General features: G+C 67.8%; 21 protein-coding genes. 13 read left to right on the top strand and 8 right to left on the bottom strand.

Annotated features, from left to right (window positions below; genetic code table 11):
• Positions 1–257: 257 nt before the first annotated feature.
• The 3 genes from OEJ37_RS02920 to OEJ37_RS02910 form a co-directional block, all read right to left on the bottom strand.
• On the bottom strand, positions 258–629 hold the full coding sequence (locus OEJ37_RS02920) for a nuclear transport factor 2 family protein (protein WP_174419698.1): 372 nt from the start codon (positions 627–629) through the stop codon (positions 258–260).
• Between the two features lie 102 nt (positions 630–731).
• The gene (locus OEJ37_RS02915; protein WP_263343137.1) at positions 732–1,331 is read right to left on the bottom strand and encodes a hypothetical protein; all 600 of its coding nucleotides are present in this window, start codon (positions 1,329–1,331) and stop codon (positions 732–734) included.
• 373 nt (positions 1,332–1,704) lie between these two features.
• Positions 1,705–2,709, bottom strand: a complete 1,005-nt coding sequence (locus OEJ37_RS02910) for an AraC family transcriptional regulator (RefSeq protein WP_263343136.1) — start codon at positions 2,707–2,709, stop codon at positions 1,705–1,707.
• Between the two features lie 143 nt (positions 2,710–2,852).
• On the opposite strand from OEJ37_RS02910, the gene OEJ37_RS02905 reads away from it, so the two are divergent.
• From OEJ37_RS02905 to OEJ37_RS02895, 3 genes are read left to right on the top strand one after another with little or no spacing between them, the layout of a single operon-like run.
• Positions 2,853–4,520, top strand: coding sequence for an acyl-CoA synthetase (locus OEJ37_RS02905; protein WP_175920593.1), 1,668 nt, complete (start codon positions 2,853–2,855; stop codon positions 4,518–4,520).
• A gap of 13 nt (positions 4,521–4,533) precedes the next feature.
• A complete protein-coding gene (locus OEJ37_RS02900; RefSeq protein WP_263343135.1) occupies positions 4,534–5,301 on the top strand; it encodes a 3-hydroxyacyl-CoA dehydrogenase in 768 nt (255 codons plus the stop codon).
• A gap of 18 nt (positions 5,302–5,319) precedes the next feature.
• The gene (locus OEJ37_RS02895) at positions 5,320–6,510 is read left to right on the top strand and encodes an acetyl-CoA C-acyltransferase (RefSeq protein ID WP_263343134.1); all 1,191 of its coding nucleotides are present in this window, start codon (positions 5,320–5,322) and stop codon (positions 6,508–6,510) included.
• Between the two features lie 108 nt (positions 6,511–6,618).
• Here the strand turns inward: OEJ37_RS02895 and OEJ37_RS02890 are convergent, their stop codons facing one another.
• Positions 6,619–7,311: a TetR/AcrR family transcriptional regulator gene (locus OEJ37_RS02890; protein WP_174419634.1), complete on the bottom strand. Its 693-nt coding sequence runs from the start codon at positions 7,309–7,311 to the stop codon at positions 6,619–6,621.
• A gap of 356 nt (positions 7,312–7,667) precedes the next feature.
• Between OEJ37_RS02890 and OEJ37_RS02885 the strand changes: the two genes are divergently transcribed.
• The 8 genes from OEJ37_RS02885 (at position 7,668) to OEJ37_RS02850 (ending at position 18,226) form a co-directional block, all read left to right on the top strand.
• Complete coding sequence (locus tag OEJ37_RS02885; RefSeq protein ID WP_174419635.1) at positions 7,668–8,948, top strand: Zn-dependent hydrolase; 1,281 nt, start codon at positions 7,668–7,670, stop codon at positions 8,946–8,948.
• Positions 8,949–9,075: 127 nt separating this feature from the next.
• On the top strand, positions 9,076–10,413 hold the full coding sequence (locus OEJ37_RS02880; RefSeq protein WP_263343133.1) for an NAD(P)-dependent oxidoreductase: 1,338 nt from the start codon (positions 9,076–9,078) through the stop codon (positions 10,411–10,413).
• 73 nt (positions 10,414–10,486) lie between these two features.
• Entirely contained in the window at positions 10,487–11,794 is a 1,308-nt protein-coding gene (gene preA, locus OEJ37_RS02875; protein WP_174419637.1) for an NAD-dependent dihydropyrimidine dehydrogenase subunit PreA, read from the top strand.
• A 100-nt stretch (positions 11,795–11,894) separates the two neighbouring features.
• Positions 11,895–13,403: an NCS1 family nucleobase:cation symporter-1 gene (locus OEJ37_RS02870; protein ID WP_175920588.1), complete on the top strand. Its 1,509-nt coding sequence runs from the start codon at positions 11,895–11,897 to the stop codon at positions 13,401–13,403.
• Positions 13,404–13,455: 52 nt separating this feature from the next.
• On the top strand, positions 13,456–14,913 hold the full coding sequence (hydA, locus tag OEJ37_RS02865) for a dihydropyrimidinase (RefSeq protein ID WP_263343132.1): 1,458 nt from the start codon (positions 13,456–13,458) through the stop codon (positions 14,911–14,913).
• 153 nt (positions 14,914–15,066) lie between these two features.
• The gene (locus OEJ37_RS02860) at positions 15,067–16,341 is read left to right on the top strand and encodes a NupC/NupG family nucleoside CNT transporter (protein WP_174419640.1); all 1,275 of its coding nucleotides are present in this window, start codon (positions 15,067–15,069) and stop codon (positions 16,339–16,341) included.
• 39 nt (positions 16,342–16,380) lie between these two features.
• Positions 16,381–17,706 carry a thymidine phosphorylase gene (gene deoA, locus OEJ37_RS02855; protein WP_263343131.1) on the top strand — a complete coding sequence of 442 codons (1,326 nt, stop codon included), beginning with the start codon at positions 16,381–16,383 and terminating at the stop codon, positions 17,704–17,706.
• Positions 17,707–17,836: 130 nt separating this feature from the next.
• The gene (locus OEJ37_RS02850; protein ID WP_174419642.1) at positions 17,837–18,226 is read left to right on the top strand and encodes a cytidine deaminase; all 390 of its coding nucleotides are present in this window, start codon (positions 17,837–17,839) and stop codon (positions 18,224–18,226) included.
• A 49-nt stretch (positions 18,227–18,275) separates the two neighbouring features.
• On the opposite strand, the gene OEJ37_RS02845 is transcribed toward OEJ37_RS02850, so the two are convergent.
• From OEJ37_RS02845 to msrB, 4 genes are all read right to left on the bottom strand, one after another.
• A complete protein-coding gene (locus OEJ37_RS02845) occupies positions 18,276–19,391 on the bottom strand; it encodes an aromatic ring-hydroxylating oxygenase subunit alpha (protein ID WP_263343130.1) in 1,116 nt (371 codons plus the stop codon).
• A gap of 233 nt (positions 19,392–19,624) precedes the next feature.
• A complete protein-coding gene (gene msrA / locus OEJ37_RS02840; protein ID WP_263343128.1) occupies positions 19,625–20,368 on the bottom strand; it encodes a peptide-methionine (S)-S-oxide reductase MsrA in 744 nt (247 codons plus the stop codon).
• Positions 20,369–20,440: 72 nt separating this feature from the next.
• The gene (locus OEJ37_RS02835) at positions 20,441–22,300 is read right to left on the bottom strand and encodes a cytochrome c biogenesis protein DipZ (RefSeq protein ID WP_263343127.1); all 1,860 of its coding nucleotides are present in this window, start codon (positions 22,298–22,300) and stop codon (positions 20,441–20,443) included.
• A 36-nt stretch (positions 22,301–22,336) separates the two neighbouring features.
• Complete coding sequence (gene msrB, locus OEJ37_RS02830) at positions 22,337–22,885, bottom strand: peptide-methionine (R)-S-oxide reductase MsrB (RefSeq protein WP_175920584.1); 549 nt, start codon at positions 22,883–22,885, stop codon at positions 22,337–22,339.
• 288 nt (positions 22,886–23,173) lie between these two features.
• Here msrB and OEJ37_RS02825 point away from each other — a divergent pair, with 288 nt between their 5' ends.
• The gene (locus OEJ37_RS02825; RefSeq protein ID WP_047904609.1) at positions 23,174–23,368 is read left to right on the top strand and encodes a type II toxin-antitoxin system VapB family antitoxin; all 195 of its coding nucleotides are present in this window, start codon (positions 23,174–23,176) and stop codon (positions 23,366–23,368) included.
• Positions 23,365–23,769: a PIN domain nuclease gene (locus OEJ37_RS02820; protein WP_174419646.1), complete on the top strand. Its 405-nt coding sequence runs from the start codon at positions 23,365–23,367 to the stop codon at positions 23,767–23,769. Before OEJ37_RS02825 ends, OEJ37_RS02820 begins: the two co-directional genes overlap by 4 nt.
• Positions 23,770–23,859 lie beyond the last annotated feature (90 nt).

The following is a 23,859-nucleotide window of genomic DNA, read 5'->3' as shown; positions in this document are numbered from 1 at the left end:
TACGCCGATGATAGTGCGGATTCCCGTGTGAAAGTAGGTAATCGTCAGGCTCCCTTAGCCAAGAACCCCCGCCCGAAAGGCGGGGGTTTTTGCATTGGCGCGGACAAAATGCGAGGCGGCCGGGCAACGGATTGCGTACTCCGTCATCGCATCAACTGCAATCCTGCTCACGACCGTCGGTCTCGTTCGCCTCGGTTCTCTCGAGCGCGATACGGTGAGCTATTTCGCTTCCCTCTCCCTCACCCATCTGGCGATGGTTACATGATCTGCGATGCATGCCCGGCGACGACGCGCCAGCCGGTATCCGATCGACGCCACAGGCGCGTATAGGCAAACGTGCCGTCGAATGCCACGCCATCGAAACGGCCGACGAGTGTCGCCTTCGTTGTGGTCAGGATCATCTCGCTGATCGAGCATGCCCGTGTTTCGTGGAAATCGAGTCTGTCGAGGCGCAGCAGTTTCGCGCGATGAGTGGAAAGATCGTCCTTCTTCGAGATGACCTGGCCGGTCGGGACGGTGAACACCAGATCGTCGTCCAGCAACGCATCGAGCGCTTCGACATCGTTGGCCAGCATCGCGGCCCGAAGCGCGGTTTCGTAGGGTTCGATGACCGTCAGGATTGCTTTCATATCGGAGCCTCTCATACTCTTTGAAGGATTGTGGTTCCGCTCATCGGCGGTGACCTGTTGCAGCACGCAACGCGTTCCGAACACTGCGGCGACGGAAAGAGCCTATCGCGCGTTCGACAGCGATTGACGTTGGACCAGCATGACCAGGCAGATGCCGATCGACGCGATGATGTTGACGGCCGGATAGAACGCGACCGCGATACTCCACGTGCTCAGTGCCAGCAACGCCAGCGCGTACTTGAGCACGCACAGCGCGAAATAGGCGAGGCTTTCGCTCCATGGATCGCGAATCGTCTTGCGGACAGTCGGGCCGAGACCGGCAAGCTCGATCAGCGTGACCAGGCAGATCGAGACCGTCGGATCGTCGGTCAGCATCCACAGCGGAATGGCCGAAAGGGCTGCGCACAGGAAAAACCAATCGAGGACCGTCCAGCTGCGTTCGCCGCAAAAAATGCTGGCCACCAACGTCAGGAAGCACGTGACGGCAATCGCCGCCGTGCACCTTGCGGACGACCCGGCGCCCGCAACGAACTGGCCGGCGGCCGCAATCGCGGTGACGATCGACCACACGAGCCACGTGAACAGGTGCGGGCGAACGGTGCGCTGGTAGATCGCGAGCGCGTACGGAATCGCTGCCAGCAAAGACACGGCAGTTCCGATAACGCCAAAGGTCGAAGCGGCACCCTGATCGACACTCACCATCGACGCGCTCTTGTTCGTACAGGCCGACCAGTATGTGGTCGGACGGGCCAGGGCGCAATGTCGCGCCGGGCAGCGCCGCGGGCAGTCGCGTGGCGCATCGCACCGGAATGCCGATGCCGGCGACCGATGTGGTCAAACGCAAACGAACCCAAACAAACGGCACAGGGATCGTGAAGCAGCTGGAGCACCCACTGCACGACGGCCGGATGAATAGAAATAACCTTGCGTCGGTACGGGAGCCGTGGTGGTTTGTCGGTCGTTTGCCGTCAGGCGTCGGTCGCGGACAGCCGCCGGCGCTTCGCATCGTTATCAGCGTCGTGTGACGGGGGGGCTCTGTATCCGCTACGTACGACCCGCATCATCGGCACGCGATTCAAGGTTCGGGATTCGCCGCATGCACGTCGCGCCGGAACGCGCCGGGGCTCGTGCCCGTCCATTTCCGGAACGCGCGATGAAACGCGCTCGGCTCGGTGAAGCCGAGCTCGGCCGCGATCTCCGCGACGCTGAACGCGTGCCCGCGCAGCAGCGACTGGGCCAGCGCGCCGCGCAACTCGTCCTTGATCGCCGCGAAGCTCTGCCCTTCGCTGCGCAAGCGCCGCCGCAGCGTCGCGGGCGTCGTGCCGAAGCGGACGGCCAGCGTGTCGAAGTCGGGCCACTCGGCGGCCGGCAGCGCCTTCAGGTGCGCGCGCGTCTTTGCGACCCAGCCCGTGTCGTGCCGGTAGCGGACCAGCAGGTTGCCGGGCGCGCCGCGCAGGAAGGTCTTCAGCGCCTGCGCAGAGCGGATCGTCGGCAGGGCGAGATACGCGGCGTTGAATGCGAGCCGGCTGTCGGGTCGGTCGAAATGAACGGGCACGCCGAAGAACTGGTGATAGTCGCTGCGGTGGTCGGGGCTCGGGCACGCGAAATCGATGCGCTGCAGCGGGATGCGCCGGCCGATCAGCCAGCACGCGACGCCGAGCAGGATCAGCCAGAACGTCCGGTACGCGAACGCCGGGTACGGCCCGCCCGACTGCGTCAGCACGATCTGCGCCTGCCCATCGGCCACGACGAGCTCGCCGTGCGGCTCGTCGAGCACCACGCGCAGGAACTGCAGCGCCCGCCGCAGCGCCTTGTCGAGCGTGCCGGCGTGCAGCACCGCGTGGCACAGCAGCTTGAAGCTGCCTTGCCGCATCGGGCGCGCGGCGAGCCCGAAGAATTCGTCGTCGATCGTGCCGGCGATCGCGAGCCACAGGCGGCCGTACTGTTGCGGCGTGACGGGCTCGTGCACGGCGGCCGGCAGGCCGGCGGCGCGCAGCACGGGCTCCGTCGCGATGCGCTGCCGTCGCAGGCACGCGAGCGCGTCGTCGACGAAATCCGGCGAAATCATCTGCGGCCCCATTTTCCGAGTCCTCCCGACATGGCAAAAGCGATCACGATTCTAGATTCTGTTTGTCATTGATTGCAATGTGACGGCTGTCTACTATCGATGTATCCCCGTCGCGCCGCTGGCTCGCCGGCGGTCATAACGCACAGGAGACACGCATGCCTGATGGAGCAACCGCCCGGGCGGTGCCGGCCTACGCCGACGCCGTGGCCCGGTTCAGTATCGAGACCGCCGCCGCGCATCTGCACGGCGACCTGGAGCGCGGCCTGAACGCATGCGTCGAATGCTGCGACCGGCACGCATCGGCCGACGCGATCGCGCTCGACTGGATCGACGCGGGCGGACAGCACCGCAGCTTCACGTTCGCGCAGATGCAGGCGCTGTCGGCACGCGTGGCGAACCTGCTGGTCGCGCAGGGCGTGAAGCCGGGCGACGTGGTGGCCGGCTTGTTGCCGCGCACGCCCGAGCTCGTCGCGACGATCCTCGGCACGTGGCGCGCGGGCGCCGTCTACCAGCCGCTGTTTACCGCGTTCGGCCCGAAGGCGATCGAGCACCGTCTGCGGATGAGCGACGCGCGGCTGGTCGTGACCAACGTCGCGAATCGCACCAAGCTCGACGAGATCGCCGGTTGCCCGCCGGTCGCAACGGTGCGCGAGCCGGGCGACGCGCTGCCGGAACACGACATCGATTTCCGCGCGGCGCTTGATGTGCAGCCCGACACGTTCGAACCGGTGCTGCGCAAGGGTACGGACCTGTTCATGATGATGTCGACGTCGGGCACGACGGGCCTGCCGAAGGGCGTGCCGGTGCCGCTGCGCGCGCTGCTCGCGTTCGGCGCGTACATGCGCGACGCGGTCGACCTGCGCGAAGGCGACCGGTTCTGGAACATCGCCGATCCGGGCTGGGCGTACGGCCTCTACTACGCGATCACGGGCCCGCTGCTGCTGGGCCACGCGACGACGCTCTACGAAGGCAGTTTCACGGTCGACAGCACGTACGACGTGATCGAACGGCTCGGCATCACGAGCCTCGCCGGCTCGCCGACTGCGTACCGGATGCTGATGGCGGCCGGTCCGGAAGCGGCGGCGCGCGTGAAGGGCAAGCTGCGCGTGGTCAGCAGCGCGGGCGAGCCGCTGAATCCGGAAGTCGTGCGCTGGTTCGACGCGGCGCTCGGTGCGCCGATCTACGATCACTATGGCCAGACCGAACTCGGGATGGTCGTGAACAACCATCACGGCCTCGCGCACGTCGTGCACGCCGGCTCGGCCGGCTTCGCGATGCCCGGTTATCGCGTCGCGGTGCTCGACGAAGCGAGCCGCGAGCTTGGCCCCGGCGAGCCGGGCAACCTCGCGATCGACATCGCGCGCTCGCCGCTGCTGTGGTTCCACGGCTACTGGCAGCAGAAAACGCCGGCGATCGCGGGCGGCTATTACCGGACCGGCGACAACGTCGAGCTGGAGCCGGACGGCACCGTGAGCTTCATCGGCCGCGCGGACGACGTGATCACATCGTCCGGCTATCGGATCGGCCCGTTCGACGTGGAAAGCGCGCTGATCGAGCATCCTGCCGTCAGCGAAGCCGCCGTGATCGGCGTGCCCGATCCGGAGCGCACGGAGATCGTGAAGGCGTTCGTCGTGCTGTCGAAGGGCTTCGACGGCACACCGGCGCTGGCCGAGGAACTGAGCCTGCACGTGAAGCGGCGGCTGTCCGCCCACGCCTATCCTCGCGCGATCGACTTCGTCGACGCGCTGCCGAAAACCCCGAGCGGCAAGATCCAGCGCTTCGTGCTGCGCAAGATGGAAACCGAGAAGGCCGCTCAACCCTGAATACGGATTGCTAATGAATATCAAGGATCGCGTTTTTCTGATTACGGGTGCCGGTTCGGGCCTCGGCGCCGCGGTGGCGCGCATGGTCGTCGCGCAAGGCGGCAAGGCCGTGCTGCTTGACGTCAATGACGATGCCGGCGCAAGCCTCGCGCACGAACTCGGCGCGGCCGCGCGCTTCGTGAAGACCGACGTGACGAGCGAAGCCGACGGGCAGGCAGCCGTGGCCGCCGCGCGTGACTCGTTTGGCTGCATCGACGCGCTTGTCAACTGCGCGGGCGTCGCGCCGGGCGAGAAGGTCGTCGGCCGCGACGGTCCGCACTCGCTCGACCGCTTCGCGCGTGCGGTGTCGATCAATCTCGTCGGCACGTTCAACATGATCCGGCTGGCTGCCGAAGCGATGTCGAAGCAGGATGCCGACGCGGACGGCGAGCGCGGCGTGATCGTCAACACCGCGTCGGTCGCGGCGTTCGACGGGCAGATCGGGCAGGCCGCGTATGCGGCGTCGAAAAGCGGCGTGGTGGGCATGACGCTGCCGATCGCGCGCGAACTCGCGCGGTTCGGCATTCGTGTCGTGACGATCGCGCCGGGCATCTTCGCGACGCCGATGATGGCCGGCATGCCGCAGGACGTGCAGGACGCGCTCGGCAAGAGCGTGCCGTTCCCGCCGCGGCTCGGCCGCCCGGAAGAATTTGCGGCGCTGGTGCGCCACATCGCCGAGAACACGATGCTGAACGGCGAAGTCATCCGTCTCGATGGCGCGTTGCGCATGGCACCGCGCTGACACTGGAGGAAACGAATCATGGCGAATCAGGATCCGATCGTAATCGTTGGTATGGCGCGCACGCCGATGGGTGGTTTTCAGGGCGACCTGGCTGCGGCCAGCGCGAGCGAGCTCGGCGCGGTAGCAATTCGCGCGGCGCTCGAGCGCGCGAACGTGCCGGCCGAACGCGTCGATGAAATCGTGTTCGGCTGCGTGCTGCCGGCCGGGCAGGGCCAGGCGCCGGCGCGGCAGGCCGCGCTGAAGGCCGGGCTGCCGCTCGCGGCGGGCGCGACCACGGTCAACAAGATGTGCGGCTCCGGGATGAAGGCTGCGATGTTCGTGCACGACCTGCTGCTGGCAGGTTCGGCGGGCGTGGCCGTCGCGGGCGGGATGGAGAGCATGACGAATGCGCCGTACCTGCTGCCGAAAGCGCGCGCGGGGATGCGGATGGGCCACGGCCAGGTGCTCGATCACATGTTCCTCGACGGGCTCGAGGACGCGTATGAAAAAGGCCGCCTGATGGGCACGTTCGCCGAGGATTGCGCGCAGGCGTACCAGTTCACGCGCGAGGCGCAGGATGCGTTTGCGATCGCGTCGCTGACGCGCGCGCAACGCGCGATCGCCGAAGGGCATTTCGTGTCGGAGATCGCCCCGGCGACCGTGAAGGCCGGCAAGGCCGAAACGGTCGTGTCGATCGACGAGCAGCCGGGCAAGGCGAAGCTCGACAAGATCCCGACGCTGAAGCCGGCGTTTCGTGAAGGCGGCACGGTGACGGCCGCGAACGCGTCGTCGATCTCGGACGGCGCGGCCGCGCTCGTGATGATGCGCCGCTCGGAAGCGGAACGCCTGGGCCTCACGCCGAAGGCCGTGATCGTCGGGCATTCGACTTACGCGGACAAGCCGGGCCTGTTCGCGACCGCGCCGATTGGCGCGCTGCGCAAGCTGTCGGAGAAAACCGGCTGGAACCTGCGCGACGTCGACCTGTTCGAGATCAACGAAGCGTTCGCGGTGGTGCCGATGGCCGCGATGCGCGATCTGGACCTGCCGCACGAGAAGGTCAACGTGCACGGCGGCGCGTGCGCGCTCGGGCATCCGATCGGCGCATCGGGCGCGCGCGTGATGGTGACGCTGCTGGCCGCGCTCGAAACGTATGGCCTGAAACGCGGCGTCGCGTCGCTGTGCATCGGCGGCGGCGAGGCGACGGCCATCGCGATCGAGCGCGTCGCGTAACGTGTAACGCATGACACGCACGCTGCGATGCGGGCGACGGATATCGCGCAGGAAACTCCTGCGTGGTGCCCGTCGCCCGTTTTTTATTCGGCGGCTCGCGTGGTTGCGCTACGGCTTCGTGTTCGGCGACACGGCCCCGCATGCGCGTATCACGAGCTGCACGACCTGCTCGGTCTTCTCGTCGAACGCCTTCCGCGTGAACGCACGCTTGCCGCTCAGCGCGCGGATCTGCGCATCGAAATCCGCATAGTGCTGCGTGGTCGCCCAGATCAGGTACATCAGCGCATGCGCGTCGATCGGCGCGAGCAGCCCGCGCGCAATCCAGCCTTCGATCACCTTCACGCGCGTGTCGAACCACGGCTTCACGCGTTGCGCCAGGATGTCCTGCATGTGCTCCGCGCCGTGGATGATCTCGTTGGCCCAGACCTTCGAGCCGAGCGGGCGCCGCCGCGACAGCGCCATCTTCGCGCGCACGTAGCCGCCGATCGCTTCCACCGGATCGTCGCCGGCCTCGAACGAGCCGGCCGCGCGATGCCAGTCCTCGAACAGGTCGTCGAGCACGCGGCGGTACAGCGCGAGCTTCGTCGGGAAGTAGTAATGCAGGTTCGCCTTCGGCAGGCCGGCGCGTTCCGCGATCATCGCGGTGCTCGCGCCGTCGAGCCCGCGCTCCGCGAACACGGCTTCCGCACAGGCGAGCAGATGCGCTTCGTTGGACTCGCGGATGTGTGCCTTGCGTCGCCGCAAAGGCGCGGACGTTTCGTCGCTGTCGGTCGCTTCGGCTGCCGCCTCGTCATGTCTCATCGTTACCCTCGCGCGGCGGGCATGCCGCGTTGGGCTTCATTCTAGCCGCTGATCCGCGTCGAACGCACGCATGCGGAAACCGCGCATCCACAGCGATGCTGCGTTGCGATGGCACGCTTCTCGCTCTATCGATCTGCGAAAGAAAGACATTGCCTTGGTCATTTTGATCGTCTAAAACCTGTCCAATCGGACAGGATTCGGCGAGCGGCGGAAGGCGGTGCCGGCGATTCGTCGGACGAACTTCGCGCACGACCGGGACATGCACCGCGCATGGGCGGGTATGCCCCGAAACAGGTATTGCACGCACCGGCACAGACCGGTCCGACGACATCACCTACCCCACAGGAGCGATGCGAATGAGCGCGGTATCGGAAGCAGTGAAGCGGCCGGTCTTCGACCCGTCGATCAAGGTTGACGGCAAGCGGTTGTGGGACAGCCTGATGGAAGTCGCGAAGATCGGCGCGACGCCGAAAGGCGGCGTGTGCCGCCTCGCGCTGACCGATCTCGACAAAGCCGGCCGCGACCTGATCGTCGGCTGGGCGAAGGCCGCCGGCTGCTCGGTGACGGTCGATACGATGGGCAACGTGTTCATGCGCCGCACGGGCCGCATGGCCGACGCGGCGCCGGTCGTCACGGGCTCGCACGCGGATTCGCAGCCGACGGGCGGCCGCTTCGACGGTATCTACGGCGTGCTAGGCGGCCTCGAAGTGATTCGCAGCCTTAACGATCACGGGATCGAGACCGAGCATCCGGTCGAGGTCGTGATCTGGACCAACGAGGAGGGCTCGCGCTTCGCGCCCGCGATGGTCGCGTCCGGCGTGTTCGCGGGCGTGTTCCCGCTCGAATACGGGCTGTCGCGCAAGGACGTCGACGGCAAGACGATCGGCGACGAGCTGGCGCGCATCGGCTACGCGGGCGACGTGCCGTGCGGCGGGCGCAAGCTGCACGCGGCGTTCGAACTGCATATCGAGCAGGGGCCGATTCTCGAAGCGGAGTGCAAGACGATCGGTGTCGTGACCGATGCGCAGGGGCAGCGCTGGTACGAGATCACGTTCACCGGCCAGGAGGCGCATGCGGGGCCGACGCCGATGCCGCGCCGCCGCGATGCGCTGCTCGGCGCGTCGCGCGTGGTCGATCTCGTCAACCGGATCGGCCTCGATCATGCGCCGTTCGGCTGCGCGACGGTCGGCATGATGCAGGTCCACCCGAACTCGCGCAACGTGATTCCCGGCCGCGTGTTCTTCACCGTCGATTTCCGTCATCCGGACGACGCCGTGCTCGCGAAGATGGACGCCGCGCTGCGCGATGGCGTCGCGCGTATCGCGGCCGGTATCGGGCTCGAAACGGAACTCGAGCAGATTTTCTACTACAAGCCCGTCGCGTTCGATGCGGCGTGCGTGGCGGCCGTGCGTGACGCGGCCGATCGCTTCGGCTACTCGCACCGGGACATCGTGTCGGGCGCGGGGCACGATGCATGTTATCTGGCGCAGGTCGCGCCGACGTCGATGGTGTTCGTGCCGTGCGTCGACGGTATCAGCCACAACGAGATCGAGGACGCGACGCCCGCGTGGATCGAGGCCGGCGCGAACGTGCTGCTGCACGCGATGCTGTCGCGCGCATGCGAGCCGGCTTCATGACGAATCGACCGTAGCAGCCGGCAGGCTGCATATCGCCTGACCGCAGGATTCCTAAGCATGACCGCCCCGACTGTGCATCCGCAGCCGGCGGGGACGGCTTTGTCTCCACCCAGTCGAAGGAACGCGTATGACCACCAAGCCAACCGGCGATATCGCCGCGCATCGCCTGTCGTCCACGCAACTCTCGTGCGAATTCGCCGATATCGCGCCGCTGCTCGATCCGACTGCCGCGGCGGCCGCTGCCAGCCGCTGCCACTACTGCTACGACGCACCGTGCGTGAACGCGTGCCCGACGCAGATCGACATCCCGAGCTTCATCCGCAAGATCGGCAATGGCAACCTGAAAGGCGCCGCGACCGACATCCTGTCCGCGAATCCGCTCGGCGGGATGTGCGCACGCGTGTGCCCGACCGAGATCCTGTGCGAAGGCGCATGCGTGCGCAACCATCAGGATGCGCAGCCGGTCGCGATCGGCGCGCTGCAGCGGCATGCGACCGACTGGGCGATGGCAACCGGTGCGGTGCGTTTCACGCGCGCACCCGATACGGGCAGCCATGTCGCGGTGATCGGCGCGGGGCCCGCCGGGCTCGCGTGCGCGCACCGGCTCGCGCTCGCCGGGCATCGCGTGACGCTGTTCGACGCGCGCCCGAAGGCCGGCGGTCTCAACGAATACGGGATCGCCGCGTACAAGACTGTCGACGATTTCGCGCAGCGTGAAGTCGAATGGCTGCTGTCGGTCGGCGGCATCTCGCTGAAAACGGGTGTAGCGCTCGGACGCGACATGACCCTCGACGCGCTGCGCGAGCAGCACGACGCAGTGTTCCTCGCGATGGGTCTCGGCGGCGTGCGAGCGCTCGCGATCGACGGCGAGCAACTGGCCGGCGTGATGAACGCGGTTGACTTCATCGAGCAGGTGCGGCAGGCCGACGGGCTGGAAAACGTGCCGGTCGGGCGGCGCGTGGTCGTGATCGGCGGCGGCAATACGGCCATCGACGCGGCCGTGCAGAGCCGCAAGCTCGGCGCCGAGCGCGTGACGATGGTTTACCGGCGCGGCGTGGATGCGATGAGCGCGACGTGGGCCGAGCGCGAGTTCGCGCAGAAGAGCGGCGTCACGCTCGTCACGCACGCGAAGCCGGTGCGCATCGCGGGTGCGAACGGGCAGGTGACGGGCGTCGAGTTCGACGCGGCATCGGGCGAGCGCTTCACCGTCGACGCGGACATGGTGCTGAAGGCGATCGGCCAGACGCTGGTGCCCCACGGCATCGCGGCCGCGTTGCTGACGGCGGACGGCACGCGCATCGCGGTGGACGCGGACGGGCGCACGGCACTGCCCGACGTGTGGGCCGGCGGCGACTGCGCGGCGACGGACGGCATCGACCTCACGGTGCAGGCGGTGCAGGACGGCAAGCGCGCGGCCGCGTCGATCGACGCGGCGCTCGCGCAGCGCGACGCGAAGGCTGCATAAGCGCACACGCACGCATCCACCGCGCACGCATCCACGCATCCACGATAGCGACCCCACTCTCACGGAGCCGAACATGGCCGACCTTCGCTGCACCATCGCGGGCATCACTTCACCGAATCCCTTCTGGCTCGCGTCCGCGCCACCGACCGACAAGGCCTACAACGTCAACCGCGCGTTCGAGGCGGGCTGGGGCGGCGTCGTGTGGAAGACGCTCGGGCTCGATCCGCACGTCGTCAACGTCAGTTCGCGCTACGGCGCCGTGCAGTGGAACGGTCAGCGCATCGCGGGGCTGAACAACATCGAGCTGATCACCGACCGTCCGCTCGACGTGAACCTGCGAGAGATCGCGCAGGTGAAGCGCGACTGGCCGGACCGCGCGCTGATCGTGTCGCTGATGGTGCCGTGCAACGAGCGCGACTGGAAATGGATCCTGCCGCTCGTCGAGGATACGGGCGCCGATGCAGTCGAGCTGAACTTCGGCTGCCCGCACGGGATGAGCGAGCGCGGGATGGGCGCGGCCGTCGGGCAAGTGCCCGAATACGTCGAGATGGTCACGCGCTGGGTCAAGGAAGGCACGAAGCTGCCGTGCCTCGTGAAGCTCACGCCGAACATCAGCGACATCCGGATGGGGTCGCGCGCCGCATACAAGGGCGGTGCGGACGGCGTATCGCTGATCAACACGATCAACTCGATCGTCGCGGTCGATCTCGACCACATGGCGCCGATGCCGACCGTCGACGGCAAGGGCACGCACGGCGGCTATTGCGGCCCGGCGGTCAAGCCGATCGCGCTGAACATGGTGGCGGAAATCGCGCGCGATCCGGAAACGCCGAACCTGCCGATCTCCGGAATCGGCGGCATCTCGACGTGGCGCGACGCGGCCGAATTCATCGTCCTCGGCGCCGGCAGCGTGCAGGTGTGCACCGCGGCGATGCATTACGGCTTCCGGATCGTGTCGGATCTCGCCGACGGGCTGTCGAACTGGATGGACGAAAAGGGCTACGCGACGCTCGACGACGTGCGCGGCCGCGCGGTGCCGAACGTGACCGACTGGAAATACCTGAACCTGAAGTACGACATCAAGGCGCGCATCGACCAGGACCGCTGCATCCAGTGCGGGCTGTGCCATATCGCGTGCGAGGACACGTCGCATCAGGCGATCACGCGCGAGAAGGACGGCGTGCGTCACTTCGAAGTGATCGATTCGGAGTGCGTTGGGTGCAATCTTTGCATGCATGTGTGTCCGGTCGAGCAATGCATCACGATGGAGCGCGTCGACTCGGGCGAGTACGCGAACTGGACCACGCATCCGAACAATCCGGCGCGCACCGATGCGGGGGCGAGCCCGGCGGCGCCCGAGAAGCACGCGAAGGCGGCTTGACCTGCGTCCGGCGGTGCGGGATATCCGGCGCCGCCGTTTTTCGTTCCCCTGGGCCGGCATCGCATGATGCCGGCGCTGACGTTTACGTGGAGTGCGATCGATGAAATCCGCAGCAACCCCCGCCGAACCCGACAGCGCCGCGGCGCCGGGCGGCAGCCTGTACAACGACGACCTCGCGCCGACGACGCCGGCGCAGCGCACGTGGAAGTGGTATCACTTCGCGGCGCTGTGGGTCGGGATGGTGATGAACATCGCGTCGTACATGCTCGCGGCCGGGCTGATCCAGGAAGGCATGTCGCCGTGGCAGGCGGTGATGACCGTGCTGCTCGGCAACCTGATCGTGCTCGTGCCGATGCTGCTGATCGGCCATGCGGGCGCGAAGCACGGGATTCCGTACGCGGTGCTCGTGCGCGCGTCGTTCGGCACGCAGGGCGCGAAGCTGCCGGCGCTGCTGCGCGCGATCGTCGCGTGCGGCTGGTACGGCATCCAGACCTGGCTCGGCGGCAGCGCGATCTACACGCTGCTGAACATCCTGACCGGCAACGCGCTGCACGGCGCGGCGCTGCCGGTCGTCGGCATCTCGTTCGGGCAGCTCGCGTGCTTCCTCGTGTTCTGGGCGCTGCAGATCTACTTCATCCTGCACGGCACCGATTCGATCCGCTGGCTCGAGAGCTGGTCCGCGCCGATCAAGGTCGTGATGTGCGTGGCGCTCGTGTGGTGGGCGACGTCGAAGGCGGGCGGCTTCGGTTCGATGCTGTCGGCGCCGTCGCAGTTCGCGGCGGGCGGCAAGAAGGCCGGGCTGTTCTGGGCGACCTTCTGGCCGGGCCTGACCGCGATGGTCGGCTTCTGGGCGACGCTCGCGCTGAACATTCCCGATTTCACGCGCTTCGCGCATTCGCAGCGCGACCAGATGATCGGACAGTCGATCGGGCTGCCGCTGCCGATGGCGCTGCTGTCGGTGGTGTCGGTCGTCGTGACGTCGGCGACCGTCGTGATCTACGGCAACGCGATCTGGGACCCGATCGACCTGACGAGCCGGATGACGGGCATCGGCGTGGGCATCGCGCTCGTGATCCTCACGCTCGATACGATGTGCTGCAACCTCGCCGCGAATCTCGTCGGCCCCGCGTACGACTTCTCGAGCCTGTGGCCGAAGGCCATCTCGTACCGCACGGGCGGGATGATCACCGCGACGATCGCGATCGTGATGATGCCGTGGAAGATCCTCGCGACGACGGACGGTTATATCTTCACCTGGCTCGTCGGTTATTCGGCGCTGCTCGGGCCCGTCGCGGGCATCCTGATGGTCGACTACTTCCTGATTCGCGGCACGCAGCTCGACACGCGCGCGCTGTTCGACGAGCGCGGCGGCTTCAGCTACGCGCGCGGCTGGAACCCGGCCGCGCTGGCCGCGCTCGCGGTCGGCGTGCTGCCGAACCTGCCCGGCTTCCTGCACACGGCATTTCCGGCGTCGTTCCCGAACGTGCCGGCGTTCTTCAACACGCTTTACACGTACGCGTGGTTCGTCGGCCTCGTGCTGGCGTCGGGCGTGTACGGCACCTGGATGAAGTGGCGCGCCGGACAGCGCGCGCAGATCGCGAGCGCATGACGGACGAAACCCGCGGCATGCGGCACCCGACAGTCAACGAGGAGGCAACCAAATGGCAATCCTGATTCGCGGCGGCACCGTGGTCGATGCGGACCGCTCCTATCGCGCGGACGTGCTCTGCGCCGACCCGCAGGACGGCGGCACCATCCTGCAGATCGCCGAGAAGATCGACGCGCCGGCCGGCGCGAGCGTCGTCGACGCGCACGACCAGTACGTGATGCCGGGCGGCATCGATCCGCATACGCACATGGAACTGCCGTTCATGGGCACGACCGCGAGCGACGATTTCTACACGGGCACGGCCGCCGGGCTGTCGGGCGGCACGACGAGCATCATCGACTTCGTGATCCCGAGCCCGAAGCAGCCGCTGATGGACGCGTTCCGCGAATGGCGCGGCTGGGCCGAGAAGGCGGCGGCCGACTACGGCTTCCACGTGGCGGTGACGTGGTGGGACGAGAGCGTGCACCGCGACATGGGCACGCTCGTGCGCGAGCACGGCGTGTCGAGCTTCAAGCACTTCATGGCGTACAAGAACGCGATCATGGCCGACGACGAGATCCTCGTGAACAGCTTCTCGCGTTCGCTCGAACTCGGCGCGCTGCCCACCGTGCACGCGGAGAACGGCGAGCTCGTGTTCCGGCTGCAGCAGGCGCTGCTCGCGCGCGGCATGACGGGGCCGGAGGCGCATCCGCTGTCGCGCCCGCCGGAGGTCGAAGGCGAGGCCGCGAACCGCGCGATCCGCATCGCGCAGGTGCTCGGTGTGCCCGTGTATATCGTGCACGTATCGTCGAAGGATGCGGTCGATGCGATCACGCGCGCGCGCAGCGAAGGGCTGCGCGTGTTCGGCGAAGTGCTGCCGGGCCACCTGGTGATCGACGAGGCCGTTTATCGCGACCCGGACTGGACGCGTGCGGCCGCGCACGTGATGAGCCCGCCGTTCCGCTCGGCCGAGCATCGCGAGGCGCTGTGGCGCGGGCTGCAGTCGGGGCAGCTGCATACGACGGCGACCGATCACTGCGTGTTTTGCGCATCGCAGAAAGCGATGGGCCGCGACGATTTCACGAGGATTCCGAACGGCTGCGGCGGCGTCGAGGATCGCATGTCGGTGCTGTGGCATCACGGCGTGAATCACGGCCGCATCACGCCGAACGAGTTCGTGCGGATCACGTCGACGAACGCCGCGCAGATCTTCAACCTGTATCCGCGCAAGGGCGCCGTGCAGGTGGGCGCCGATGCCGACCTCGTCGTGTGGGACCCGGCCGCGACGAAGACGATCTCGGTGAAGACCCACCACCAGCAGGTCGACTTCAACGTGTTCGAGGGGATGACCGTGCAGGGCGTCGCGACGCACACGCTCACGCGCGGCGCACTTGCGTGGGCCGACGGCGACCTGCGTGCGGTGCGTGGCGCGGGCCACTATCTGAAGCGGCCGCCGGCGGCCGGCTACTACGAGGCTGCGCGGATCGCGAACCGGCTGCGCGAACCGCATCCGGTCGAGCGCGCGGGCTGAACGGTGTGCGTCGCGCGGGGCGTGTCCGTTCCAACGGCACGCCCCGCACGCATTTGAGCGCGCCGAACGAGTAAGATCCACCGACAGCGTCGCAAGAGCGTTCCGGGCCGCGTGCCGGACAAGATCAATAACATTGAGAGAAAGGAGCACAAGGTGGATATTCTGCGCAGTCTCCTGGGCATGTCGTTCCTGTTGTTGGTGGCTTACCTGCTGTCGAACAACCGGCGCGCGGTAAGCGGCCGGACCATGATCGCCGCGCTGTTCACGCAGCTCGCGATCGGCGCGCTGGTGCTGTTCGTGCCGTCCGGCCGCGCGGCGCTGGCAGCGGCCGCGAACGGCGTCAATCGCGTGCTCGACATGGGCAATCACGGCATCGCGTTCGTGTTCGGCGGGCTGGTCGACAGCCGGATGTTCCAGTTGTTCGGCGACGGCGGGTTCGTATTCGGCCTGCGCGTGCTGCCGATGATCATCTTCGTCACCGCGCTGATCGCGGTGCTGTACTACATCGGCGTGATGAAGTGGATCGTCGCGATCCTCGGCGCCGGGCTGGCGAAGGTGCTCGGCGTGAGCCGTATCGAGGCGTGCTCGGCCGTCGCGACGATCTTCCTCGGGCAAAGCGAGATGCCCGCGCTCGTGAAGCCGTTCGTGCGGAACATGACGAGCGCCGAGATCTTCACGGTGATGGCGAGCGGCATGGCGTCGGTCGCGGGCTCGGTGCTGGTCGGCTATGCCGGCCTAGGCGTGAAGATGGAGTATCTGCTCGCCGCGTCGTTCATGGCGGTGCCGGGCGGGCTGCTGTTCGGCAAGCTGCTGTTTCCGACCGTCGAGCCGAGCCGCGTCGTGGTCGACGGTCTCGATTTCGACGACAAGCGGGCCGCCAACGTGATCGAGGCGGCGGCGTCCGGCGCGTCGGTCGGACTGAGAATCGCGATCAACGTCGGCGCGATGCTGATCGCGTTCGTGGGGCTCATCGCGCTGATGAACCTGATCGTCGGCGGCGTGGCCGCGTTCGCGGGCTTTCCGCAGGTCACGCTGCTGGGCATCCTCGGCCACCTGTTCGCACCGCTTGCGTGGATCATCGGCGTGCCGTGGCACGACGCGGCGCTGGCCGGCAACTTCATCGGCGAGAAGCTGATCTTCAACGAGTTCGTCGCGTACGGCGACCTGTCGCCGTACCTGAAGGGCAGCGAGCACGTCGCGGCGGCCGGCTTGAAAGTGCTCGACCCGAAGACGCTCGCGATCGTGTCGTTCGCGCTGTGCGGCTTCGCGAACTTCTCGTCGATCGCCATTCTCGCGGGCGGCTTCAGCGCGGTCGCACCGGAGCGTCGGTCGGAAGTCGCGCGGCACGGCTTGCGTGCGCTGACGGCCGCGACACTGTCGAACCTGATGAGCGCCGCGATTGCCGGCCTGTTCTTCTCCCTGCATTGAACCGTGCAGCGGCCACTGACCGATCGAGGAGATGCAACGATGTTTCTACCGCAGGAATTCATTCGCAAGAAGCGCGACCGGCAGCCGCTCGATCGCGACGAGATTGCCGCGTTCGTGCGCGGCGTGACCGACGGCAGCGTGACCGAGGGCCAGGTGGCGGCATTCGCGATGGCCGTGTATTTCAACGACCTGAGCGTCGACGAGCGGGTCGCGCTGACGCTTGCGCAGCGCGACTCGGGCGACGTGCTCGACTGGCGCGCGCTCGATCTCGGCGGCCCCGTGATCGACAAGCATTCGACCGGCGGCGTCGGCGATGTCGTGTCGTTGATGCTCGGGCCGATGGTGGCCGCGTGCGGCGGATACGTGCCGATGATCTCGGGGCGCGGGCTCGGCCACACCGGCGGAACGCTCGACAAGCTCAGCGCGATCCCCGGCTACGACGTGACGCCCGATACGGATGCGTTTCGCCGCACGGTGCGCGACGTCGGCGTCGCGATCATCGGGCAGACCGCGCGGCTGGCGCCGGCCGACAAGCGCATCTATGCGATTCGCGACGTGACGGCGACCGTCGAGTCGGTCGCGATGATTACCGCGTCGATCCTGTCGAAGAAGCTCGCGGCAGGGCTCGACGGGCTCGTGATGGACGTCAAGGTCGGCTCCGGTGCGTTCATGCCGACCATCGAGCAATCGGCGGAACTGGCCCGCAGCATCGTCGACGTCGGCAACGGCGCCGGCATGAAGACGACCGCGATCCTCACCGACATGAACCAGTCGCTCGCACCGTGCGCGGGCAATGCGCTCGAAGTGGCGTGCGCGATCGACTACCTGACGGGCACGTCGCGTCCGGCCCGGCTGCATGAAGTCACGATGGCGCTCTCGGCACAGTTGCTCGTCACCGGCGGGTTGGCGCAGGATGCCGCATCGGCGCGCGCGATGCTGCAACGGGCGCTCGACTCGGGCGCGGCGGCGGAACGTTTCGCGAGAATGGTCGTGGCGCTCGGCGGCCCCGCGGACCTGATCGATGCACCGTGGCGTCATCTCGCGCGGGCCGCGGTGATCGTGCCGGTTCCGGCGCGCGCGAGCGGCATCGTGCAGCGGGTCGATTGCCGCGCGCTCGGGCTGGCGGTCGTCGCGCTCGGCGGTGGCCGCACGCGCGCGGCGGATGCGATCGACACCCGTGTCGGCCTGTCTGCGCTTGCGGAGATCGGGCAGCGCGTCGAGGCCGGCCAACCGCTCGGTTGCGTACAAGCCAGCGACGCCGCCGCGGCGGCGCGCGCGGTGGACGCGGTTCAGCGCAGCTACGTGCTGGGCGAGACGGGCGATGCGCCGCCGACCCCGCCGACCATTTACCAGCGGATCGGCTGACCGATCGTTTATACCCGCACGGCGGCCGCGTGCGGGCATCGGCGGCCGCTTCACATCACGGGATGTATCGTGCGCGCCTGGAGGCGGCTGCGTCGATGCATCGCGGCACACCACCGGAGGCATCATCGAGATGGAACGAGACGAATTGCTCGAACAGGCAAAGGCGGCGCGCGAACGCGCGTATGCGCCGTATTCGCGCTTCAAGGTCGGCGCGGCGCTGCAGGCGCGCGACGGGGCGATCTTTCACGGCTGCAACGTCGAGAACGCGTCCTACGGACTGTGCAATTGCGCGGAGCGCACGGCGATGTTTTCGGCCATCGCCGCCGGCTATCGCCCGGGGGATTTCGCGCGGCTCGCGGTCGTCGGCGACACGGACGGCCCGATCGCACCGTGCGGCGCGTGCCGTCAGGTGATCATCGAGATCGGCATGCCCGACATCGAAGTGATCCTGGGCAACCTGAAAGGCGATGTAGAGGTCACGACGGCACACGCGTTGCTGCCGGGCGCGTTCCGGTTGTAGCGGAGCGCGCCGCGGCGAGCCTGCGCGGTCGTGCGGCGCGCCGCACGTATCACGCGCCGTCGCGTGCTTCGCGGATCGGGATCACGGTGCGGCCGCCGCACTGGCGCAGCAGGTCGCGCAGCTCGTTGATGACCGGAAACACCTCGTGGTTCCAGTCGGCGCCCTGGCGATCGTGTGCTTCCTGCTCGCGCTCGACGATCCAGCGATCCTCGCGGAAGATGCGCTCGGTAAACCAGACGAGCAGCGGCCACGCGAGATCGAGCGCGAACGGGATGCCGGGCTTGTGGATCGACAGCAGTCCGAACGTGCGGTTGGTGCGCTGCTCGGCGTCGAGCGGCACATAGACGATCCACAGGTCCATCACGAGCGTGCCTTCGCTCGAACGGATCTGCAGCGTCTGGTACGGGTAGCCGGTGCGCACCGTCATCACGCTCTTGTCGGACTGGTCGGTCGGCTTCTTGCTCGCGCCGAACACGAGCGCCTCGCCGACCGGCTGCTTGCCTTCCATCCGCGCGAACGTGTAGTCGACCTCGACCCAGTCGTCGCCGCGGCGCCGGCCCACCGAGCGCGCGCGCATCTGCCCCATCTGCTTGCGGTGCAGGAACTGATGGTTCATGTCCATCAGGTTCTCGTGCATGAACGAGTAGTGGCACTTGACCTCGCGGCCGAAGCGGCGGGTCTTGTACGCGCGGTTGTCCGCCGATTCGAGCGCGGGGAACGGCCGCGTGTCGGCGAGCGTCGCATCGCCGGGAAACACGAAGATCAGCCCGTGCGCTTCGCGGCACGGATACGCGCGCACGCCGTTCGGCAAACGCTCGCGGCCGAGGTAGGGCACGTCGACGCAGCGGCCGCTGTCGCACGCGTAGGTCCAGCCGTGATAGCAGCAGCGCAGCGTTTCGCCGCTCACGACGCCCGCATGCAGCGGCACCTGGCGGTGCGCGCAACGATCTTCGAGCGCGTACACGGCGCCCGATTCGGTGCGCACGAGCACGATCGGATCGCCGGCGAAGCGCACGCCGAGCGTCTTGCCGCGCTTGAGCTCGCGCGACCACGCGAGCGGATACCAGTGATCGGGGTGAATGGGCACGCGGCGCAGGTCGCGCACGAGCGCGCCGGAAGACGATTCTTCGAGGGTGCTGCTGTCAGGCAAAGGCACTGCGAGCATGCGTGACGTCTCCTGGCTGGGCAGAAAGTCCGGGCGCCGCAAGAAACGGCGGGGATCTTGAGAAGTCTACGCGAAGTTGCCCGTTGCGGCGGACGCGATGCGGGTTTGCCCCGGCATGACGGCCGGGGTTTCGTTGATGCGGCGCAAACCGGGCCGCGGGCGGCGCGCGCCGGCCACGCGCGGCTGCCCCGGCCGCGCGGCGGGCGGCATCCCGTCACGCGGCCGGCTGCCGGTCACGAGCCGGTATCGCGCCATAACACCGCGTCCGTGCGGTACAGCGCCGGGAAGCGCTGCTTCAACCCGGCGACCTTCGGCAGGTCGTTGAACGCGATATACGGCGCGTCGGGGTGCAGTTCGAGGTAGTTCTGGTGATAGGCCTCGGCCGGATAAAACCCCTTGTACGCCTCGACGCGCGTGACGACGGGCGCCGGAAACACGTGCGCACTGCCGAGCTGCGCGATATACGCGGTCGCGACCGCGCGTTGCTGCGCGTTGGTCGGGAAGATCGCGGACCGGTACTGCGGCCCTTCGTCGGGCCCTTGCCGGTTGAGTTCGGTCGGGTCGTGCGCGACCGAGAAGAACACCTGCAGCAGCCGGCCGTACGTGATCTGCGTCGGGTCGTAGACGATGCGAACCGATTCCGCGTGCCCCGTCAGCCCCGAGCCGACCAGCGCGTAGTGCGCGGTTTCGGACGCGCCGCCCGCATAGCCGGCCGTGACCTGCTTCACGCCCTTCACGTGCTCGAACACGCCCTGCACGCCCCAGAAGCAGCCGCCGGCGAGCACGGCCGTTTCGTCGTGCGATGTGCCGGGCGTTTCGTCGAGCGTCGGCGCGGGCACGGTGCGCATCGGCTCGGCGGAATTGACGATGCGCTGGACGCCGAACACGGCGGTGGCCGCGACGGCGATGGCGCCGATGCGGCGCAGCATCGCTGCGCGCCGTCGCGGTGCGGAATCGCGGGTGGGTGTCGGGTTCATCGTTTGCTCCTTCGGAATGCGTTGTAAAAGACTGTGCTCGGGTGGGGCGTCGCCCGCGTGCGGCACCCACGTTCAACCGAAAGTGAATGCGTACGCATCGACGCCGGGATCGAGAAACTCGATCGCGAACGTGCGATCGGCGATCGCGCCGGGCTGCCGGACGAGCTGGTACAGGCGCTGCCCGGTGACGGTGCCGTAGCCCTGCGCGTCGACGTCGGCGCCGTGCGCGGCACCGGGCGCCGCGCCGTCGAGCGTTACGCGAAAGCGCACGGGCTGGCCGTTCGCGCCCGGGCCGAGCACGAGGTGCAGGTCGCGTGCATGGAAGCGATAGACGATCCGGCCGGCCGGCGCGGCGAGCGACGCGCGCTCGGCGCCGACCTGCCAGGAGCCGGCGAGGCCCCAGTCGTTGAGACCGGGGCGGGCCGGCGCGTCGTAGCGATGCGCCGCGTCGCGCACGACGCCGCCCGGCGACGAGAAGTCTTCCGCGCGCGCATAGCCGACGTAGGTTTCGGGCGAGCGGACGTCTGCGGTATCCGCTGCCGCGAGCGCGCCCTTCGCGGGCGCACCGGCCAGCCCGAGCGGCACGCTCAGCGCTTCCGGATGGCCGGCTTCGGCGAGCAGCGACTGGATCGCGCGTTCCGACTGCGCGTATTCGCCTTCGCCGAAGTGGTGATGGCGGATGCGCCCTTGCGCGTCGATGAAGTAGTGCGCGGGCCAGTATTCGTTGGCGAACGCGCGCCAGATCGAATAACCGTTGTCGATCGCGACCGGGTAGTCGATGCCGAGGTCGTGCACGGCCTTCTTCACGTTGCCGATGTCGCGCTCGAACGCGAACTCCGGTGCGTGCACGCCGATCACGACGAGCCCGTACGGCGCGTACTTGCGCGCCCACGCGTTGGTGTACGGCAGCGTGCGCAGGCAGTTGATGCACGAATACGTCCAGAAATCGACGAGCACGACCTTGCCGCGCAGGCCGGCCGCCGTCAGCGGCGGCGAGTTCAGCCACTGCACGGCGCCGTCGAGCGACGGCAGCGTGCCTTCGACGGGCAGCGCGGACGGCGTCGTGCCGGCCGCGCGCATCATCGCACCGCCGCCGGCCTGTGCGTCATCGGCAGTCGCGGCCATCATCGCACCGCCGCTTGCGTTGTCGGACGCGTTGCCGGCAGCGTTGCCCGTGGCGGCCGTCGTTGCGGGCGCACCGTTCGAGCGCCCGCCGAGCCGGTCGACGAGCTTCGTCTCGAGACCGCCCGTCGTGACGGTCGACAGTTGCGCGAGCGCACCCGTGTCGAGGCCGAGCGCGATCGCGCCGACGCCGGCCAGCAGTGCCGCGCCGATCCCGCGCCGGATCCATTCGCCGGCGCCGAGCGAGCGCTTCATCGCGGCGAACACCTTGCCGCCGATCACGAGCGCGACGGCGAGCGACGTCGCCGCGCCGGCCGCATACGCGACGAGCAGCAGCGTCGTGCCGACGCTCGCGCCGCGCAGCGCGGCGCCGGTCAGTACGAGCCCGAGGATCGGGCCCGCGCACGGCGCCCACAGCAGGCCGGTCGCGACGCCGAGCAGCAGCGACGACGCGGGGCCGGCCGGGCGGCCGTCGCGCTGCGCGAGACCGGTGAGCCGGTTGCCGGCGGCGACGAGCGGGCGCGTCAGGTGTTCCGCGAAGCGCGGCATCAGCAGCGTTAGGCCGAACACCGCGAGCAGCACGATGGCGATCCAGCGGCCGGCCTGGTTGGCCTGCGCGACCCAGCCGCCGCCGACGGCGGCGAGCGTCGCGACGACGGCGAACGTGAGCGCCATGCCGGCCAGCAGCGGCAGGCCGGTGCGCACGAACGGCTGGTCGGCGCGCGCGAACACGAACGGCAGCACGGGCAGGATGCACGGGCTCAGGATCGTGAGCACGCCGCCGAGATAGGCAAGGACGATGAGCAGCATGGTGCGTTCTCCAGTCGGGTCGGGAGCGGGGCCGGATCAGGCGGCGGTCGGGTGGAAGGCGAGCGCGAGCCCGTTCATGCAGTAGCGCAGGCCGGTCGGCGGCGGGCCGTCGTCGAACACGTGGCCGAGATGGCCGCCGCAGCGGCGGCAGTGCACTTCGGTGCGGACCATCCCGAACGACGCGTCGGCGTTGGTGCCGACCGCGTGGTCGAGCGGTTTCCAGAAGCTCGGCCAGCCCGTATGGCTGTCGAACTTGGTGGCCGACGAGAACAGCGCGAGGTCGCAACCGGCGCACGCGAACGTGCCGGGCCGGTGCTCGTCGTTCAGCGGGCTGCTGTACGGTCGCTCGGTGCCGGCGTCGCGCAGGATCGCGAACTGGGCGGGCGTGAGCCGGCGATGCCATTCGGCGTCGCTGAGCGTGATTTCGAACGGGGCGGCCATCCGCGGGGCGGCCATCCGTGGGGCGGCCGGCGGCGCGGCGAACGCGCGGCCGACCAGCGCGCGGCGGCCGGTGGACGACAGCGCCGCGAGCGCGGCGAGGCCGGTGGCGCCGGCGAACAGCAGCAGATGTCTGCGGGTGGGCATGATGGGCTCCTGGAAGCAGGTCCTGAAAACATGCGCCTATCGTAGGCAGCGGCCGGTGTCGAAGTCCTCACGGAAAGTTAAATGAATTGTGATGTCTGGGTGTTGTTGCGGGGGACGCTGGAATCCGTTCAAGCGCCGGCTGACAGGGGCTCTCGGAGGGGCGCAGATATTTGCTGAAATCCGTGGGGTTGCTCTGCCTGAGGGGCGGTATGTTGATTGCGCCCGGCCGGACGCAGCCACCTGCAATGTGTATAATTTAATGGATCTATACACATAGCGAGGTATGCCATGCGTACCAACATTGAAATCGACGACAAGTTGATGGCCGAGGCACTTGCCGCAACCGGTATCAAAACCAAGCGGGAAGCCGTCGAGCTCGGTTTGAAGACGATCATCAGGCTCAAACAGCAAGAGCAGATTCGGCAGTTTCGCGGAAAACTTCACTGGGAAGGTGATCTCGACGCCATGAGGACGGATCGATGACGCTTGTGGATTCGAGCGTCTGGATTGACTATTTTCGTGGCAAGGTTTCGCCGGAAACCGACAAGTTGGACGGTTTGCTCGGCAACGAGGCGCTGTTGTCGGGCGACCTGATCGTGGCAGAGGTATTGCAAGGTTTCTCGGCTGAATCCGAATTCAATGTGGCCCGCCAGTTGATGACGACGCGCTTGAATGTAGTGTCGCTGGTCGGTACCGATAACGCCGTCCAGGCCGCACGAAATTATCGCGACTTGAGGGCGCGAGGCGTGACGGTCCGCAAGACTATCGACACGCTGATCGCGACTTACTGTATTGAGAACGGCGTTTCGCTACTGTACAGCGATCGGGACTTTGATCCATTCGTTCAATATCTGGGTCTTCGATCAGCCCTTTTAGATGATTGAGCGAAGCCAGGCCAGCCTCGCGGGCATGTAAGGATTCGGTAGTGCGCCTGTGCCGAGTGTGCTGTCGCTTGGCTAATCGGATCGGCGGCG

Source organism: Burkholderia sp. BKH01 (genome assembly GCF_025685725.1).
Classification (GTDB): Bacteria; Pseudomonadota; Gammaproteobacteria; order Burkholderiales; family Burkholderiaceae; genus Burkholderia; species Burkholderia pyrrocinia_C.
Note: the sequence above shows the minus strand (reverse complement) of the source record. Positions and strands in the feature narration are given on the sequence as shown.

Excerpts from the sequence above, each read along its gene's own strand:
- OEJ37_RS02850 (WP_174419642.1), top strand. The coding sequence starts at position 17,837 with ATGGAACGAGACGAATTGCTCGAACAGGCAAAGGCGGCGCGCGAACGC.
- msrA (WP_263343128.1), bottom strand. The coding sequence starts at position 20,368 with ATGAACCCGACACCCACCCGCGATTCCGCACCGCGACGGCGCGCAGCG.
- OEJ37_RS02835 (WP_263343127.1), bottom strand. The coding sequence starts at position 22,300 with ATGCTGCTCATCGTCCTTGCCTATCTCGGCGGCGTGCTCACGATCCTG.
- OEJ37_RS02895 (WP_263343134.1), top strand. The coding sequence starts at position 5,320 with ATGGCGAATCAGGATCCGATCGTAATCGTTGGTATGGCGCGCACGCCG.
- OEJ37_RS02825 (WP_047904609.1), top strand. The coding sequence starts at position 23,174 with ATGCGTACCAACATTGAAATCGACGACAAGTTGATGGCCGAGGCACTT.
- OEJ37_RS02910 (WP_263343136.1), bottom strand. The coding sequence starts at position 2,709 with ATGGGGCCGCAGATGATTTCGCCGGATTTCGTCGACGACGCGCTCGCG.
- OEJ37_RS02845 (WP_263343130.1), bottom strand. The coding sequence starts at position 19,391 with ATGCTCGCAGTGCCTTTGCCTGACAGCAGCACCCTCGAAGAATCGTCT.
- msrB (WP_175920584.1), bottom strand. The coding sequence starts at position 22,885 with ATGCCCACCCGCAGACATCTGCTGCTGTTCGCCGGCGCCACCGGCCTC.
- OEJ37_RS02920 (WP_174419698.1), bottom strand. The coding sequence starts at position 629 with ATGAAAGCAATCCTGACGGTCATCGAACCCTACGAAACCGCGCTTCGG.
- OEJ37_RS02870 (WP_175920588.1), top strand. The coding sequence starts at position 11,895 with ATGAAATCCGCAGCAACCCCCGCCGAACCCGACAGCGCCGCGGCGCCG.
- OEJ37_RS02905 (WP_175920593.1), top strand. The coding sequence starts at position 2,853 with ATGCCTGATGGAGCAACCGCCCGGGCGGTGCCGGCCTACGCCGACGCC.
- OEJ37_RS02880 (WP_263343133.1), top strand. The coding sequence starts at position 9,076 with ATGACCACCAAGCCAACCGGCGATATCGCCGCGCATCGCCTGTCGTCC.
- hydA (WP_263343132.1), top strand. The coding sequence starts at position 13,456 with ATGGCAATCCTGATTCGCGGCGGCACCGTGGTCGATGCGGACCGCTCC.
- OEJ37_RS02885 (WP_174419635.1), top strand. The coding sequence starts at position 7,668 with ATGAGCGCGGTATCGGAAGCAGTGAAGCGGCCGGTCTTCGACCCGTCG.
- OEJ37_RS02820 (WP_174419646.1), top strand. The coding sequence starts at position 23,365 with ATGACGCTTGTGGATTCGAGCGTCTGGATTGACTATTTTCGTGGCAAG.
- OEJ37_RS02915 (WP_263343137.1), bottom strand. The coding sequence starts at position 1,331 with ATGGTGAGTGTCGATCAGGGTGCCGCTTCGACCTTTGGCGTTATCGGA.
- deoA (WP_263343131.1), top strand. The coding sequence starts at position 16,381 with ATGTTTCTACCGCAGGAATTCATTCGCAAGAAGCGCGACCGGCAGCCG.
- preA (WP_174419637.1), top strand. The coding sequence starts at position 10,487 with ATGGCCGACCTTCGCTGCACCATCGCGGGCATCACTTCACCGAATCCC.
- OEJ37_RS02900 (WP_263343135.1), top strand. The coding sequence starts at position 4,534 with ATGAATATCAAGGATCGCGTTTTTCTGATTACGGGTGCCGGTTCGGGC.
- OEJ37_RS02890 (WP_174419634.1), bottom strand. The coding sequence starts at position 7,311 with ATGAGACATGACGAGGCGGCAGCCGAAGCGACCGACAGCGACGAAACG.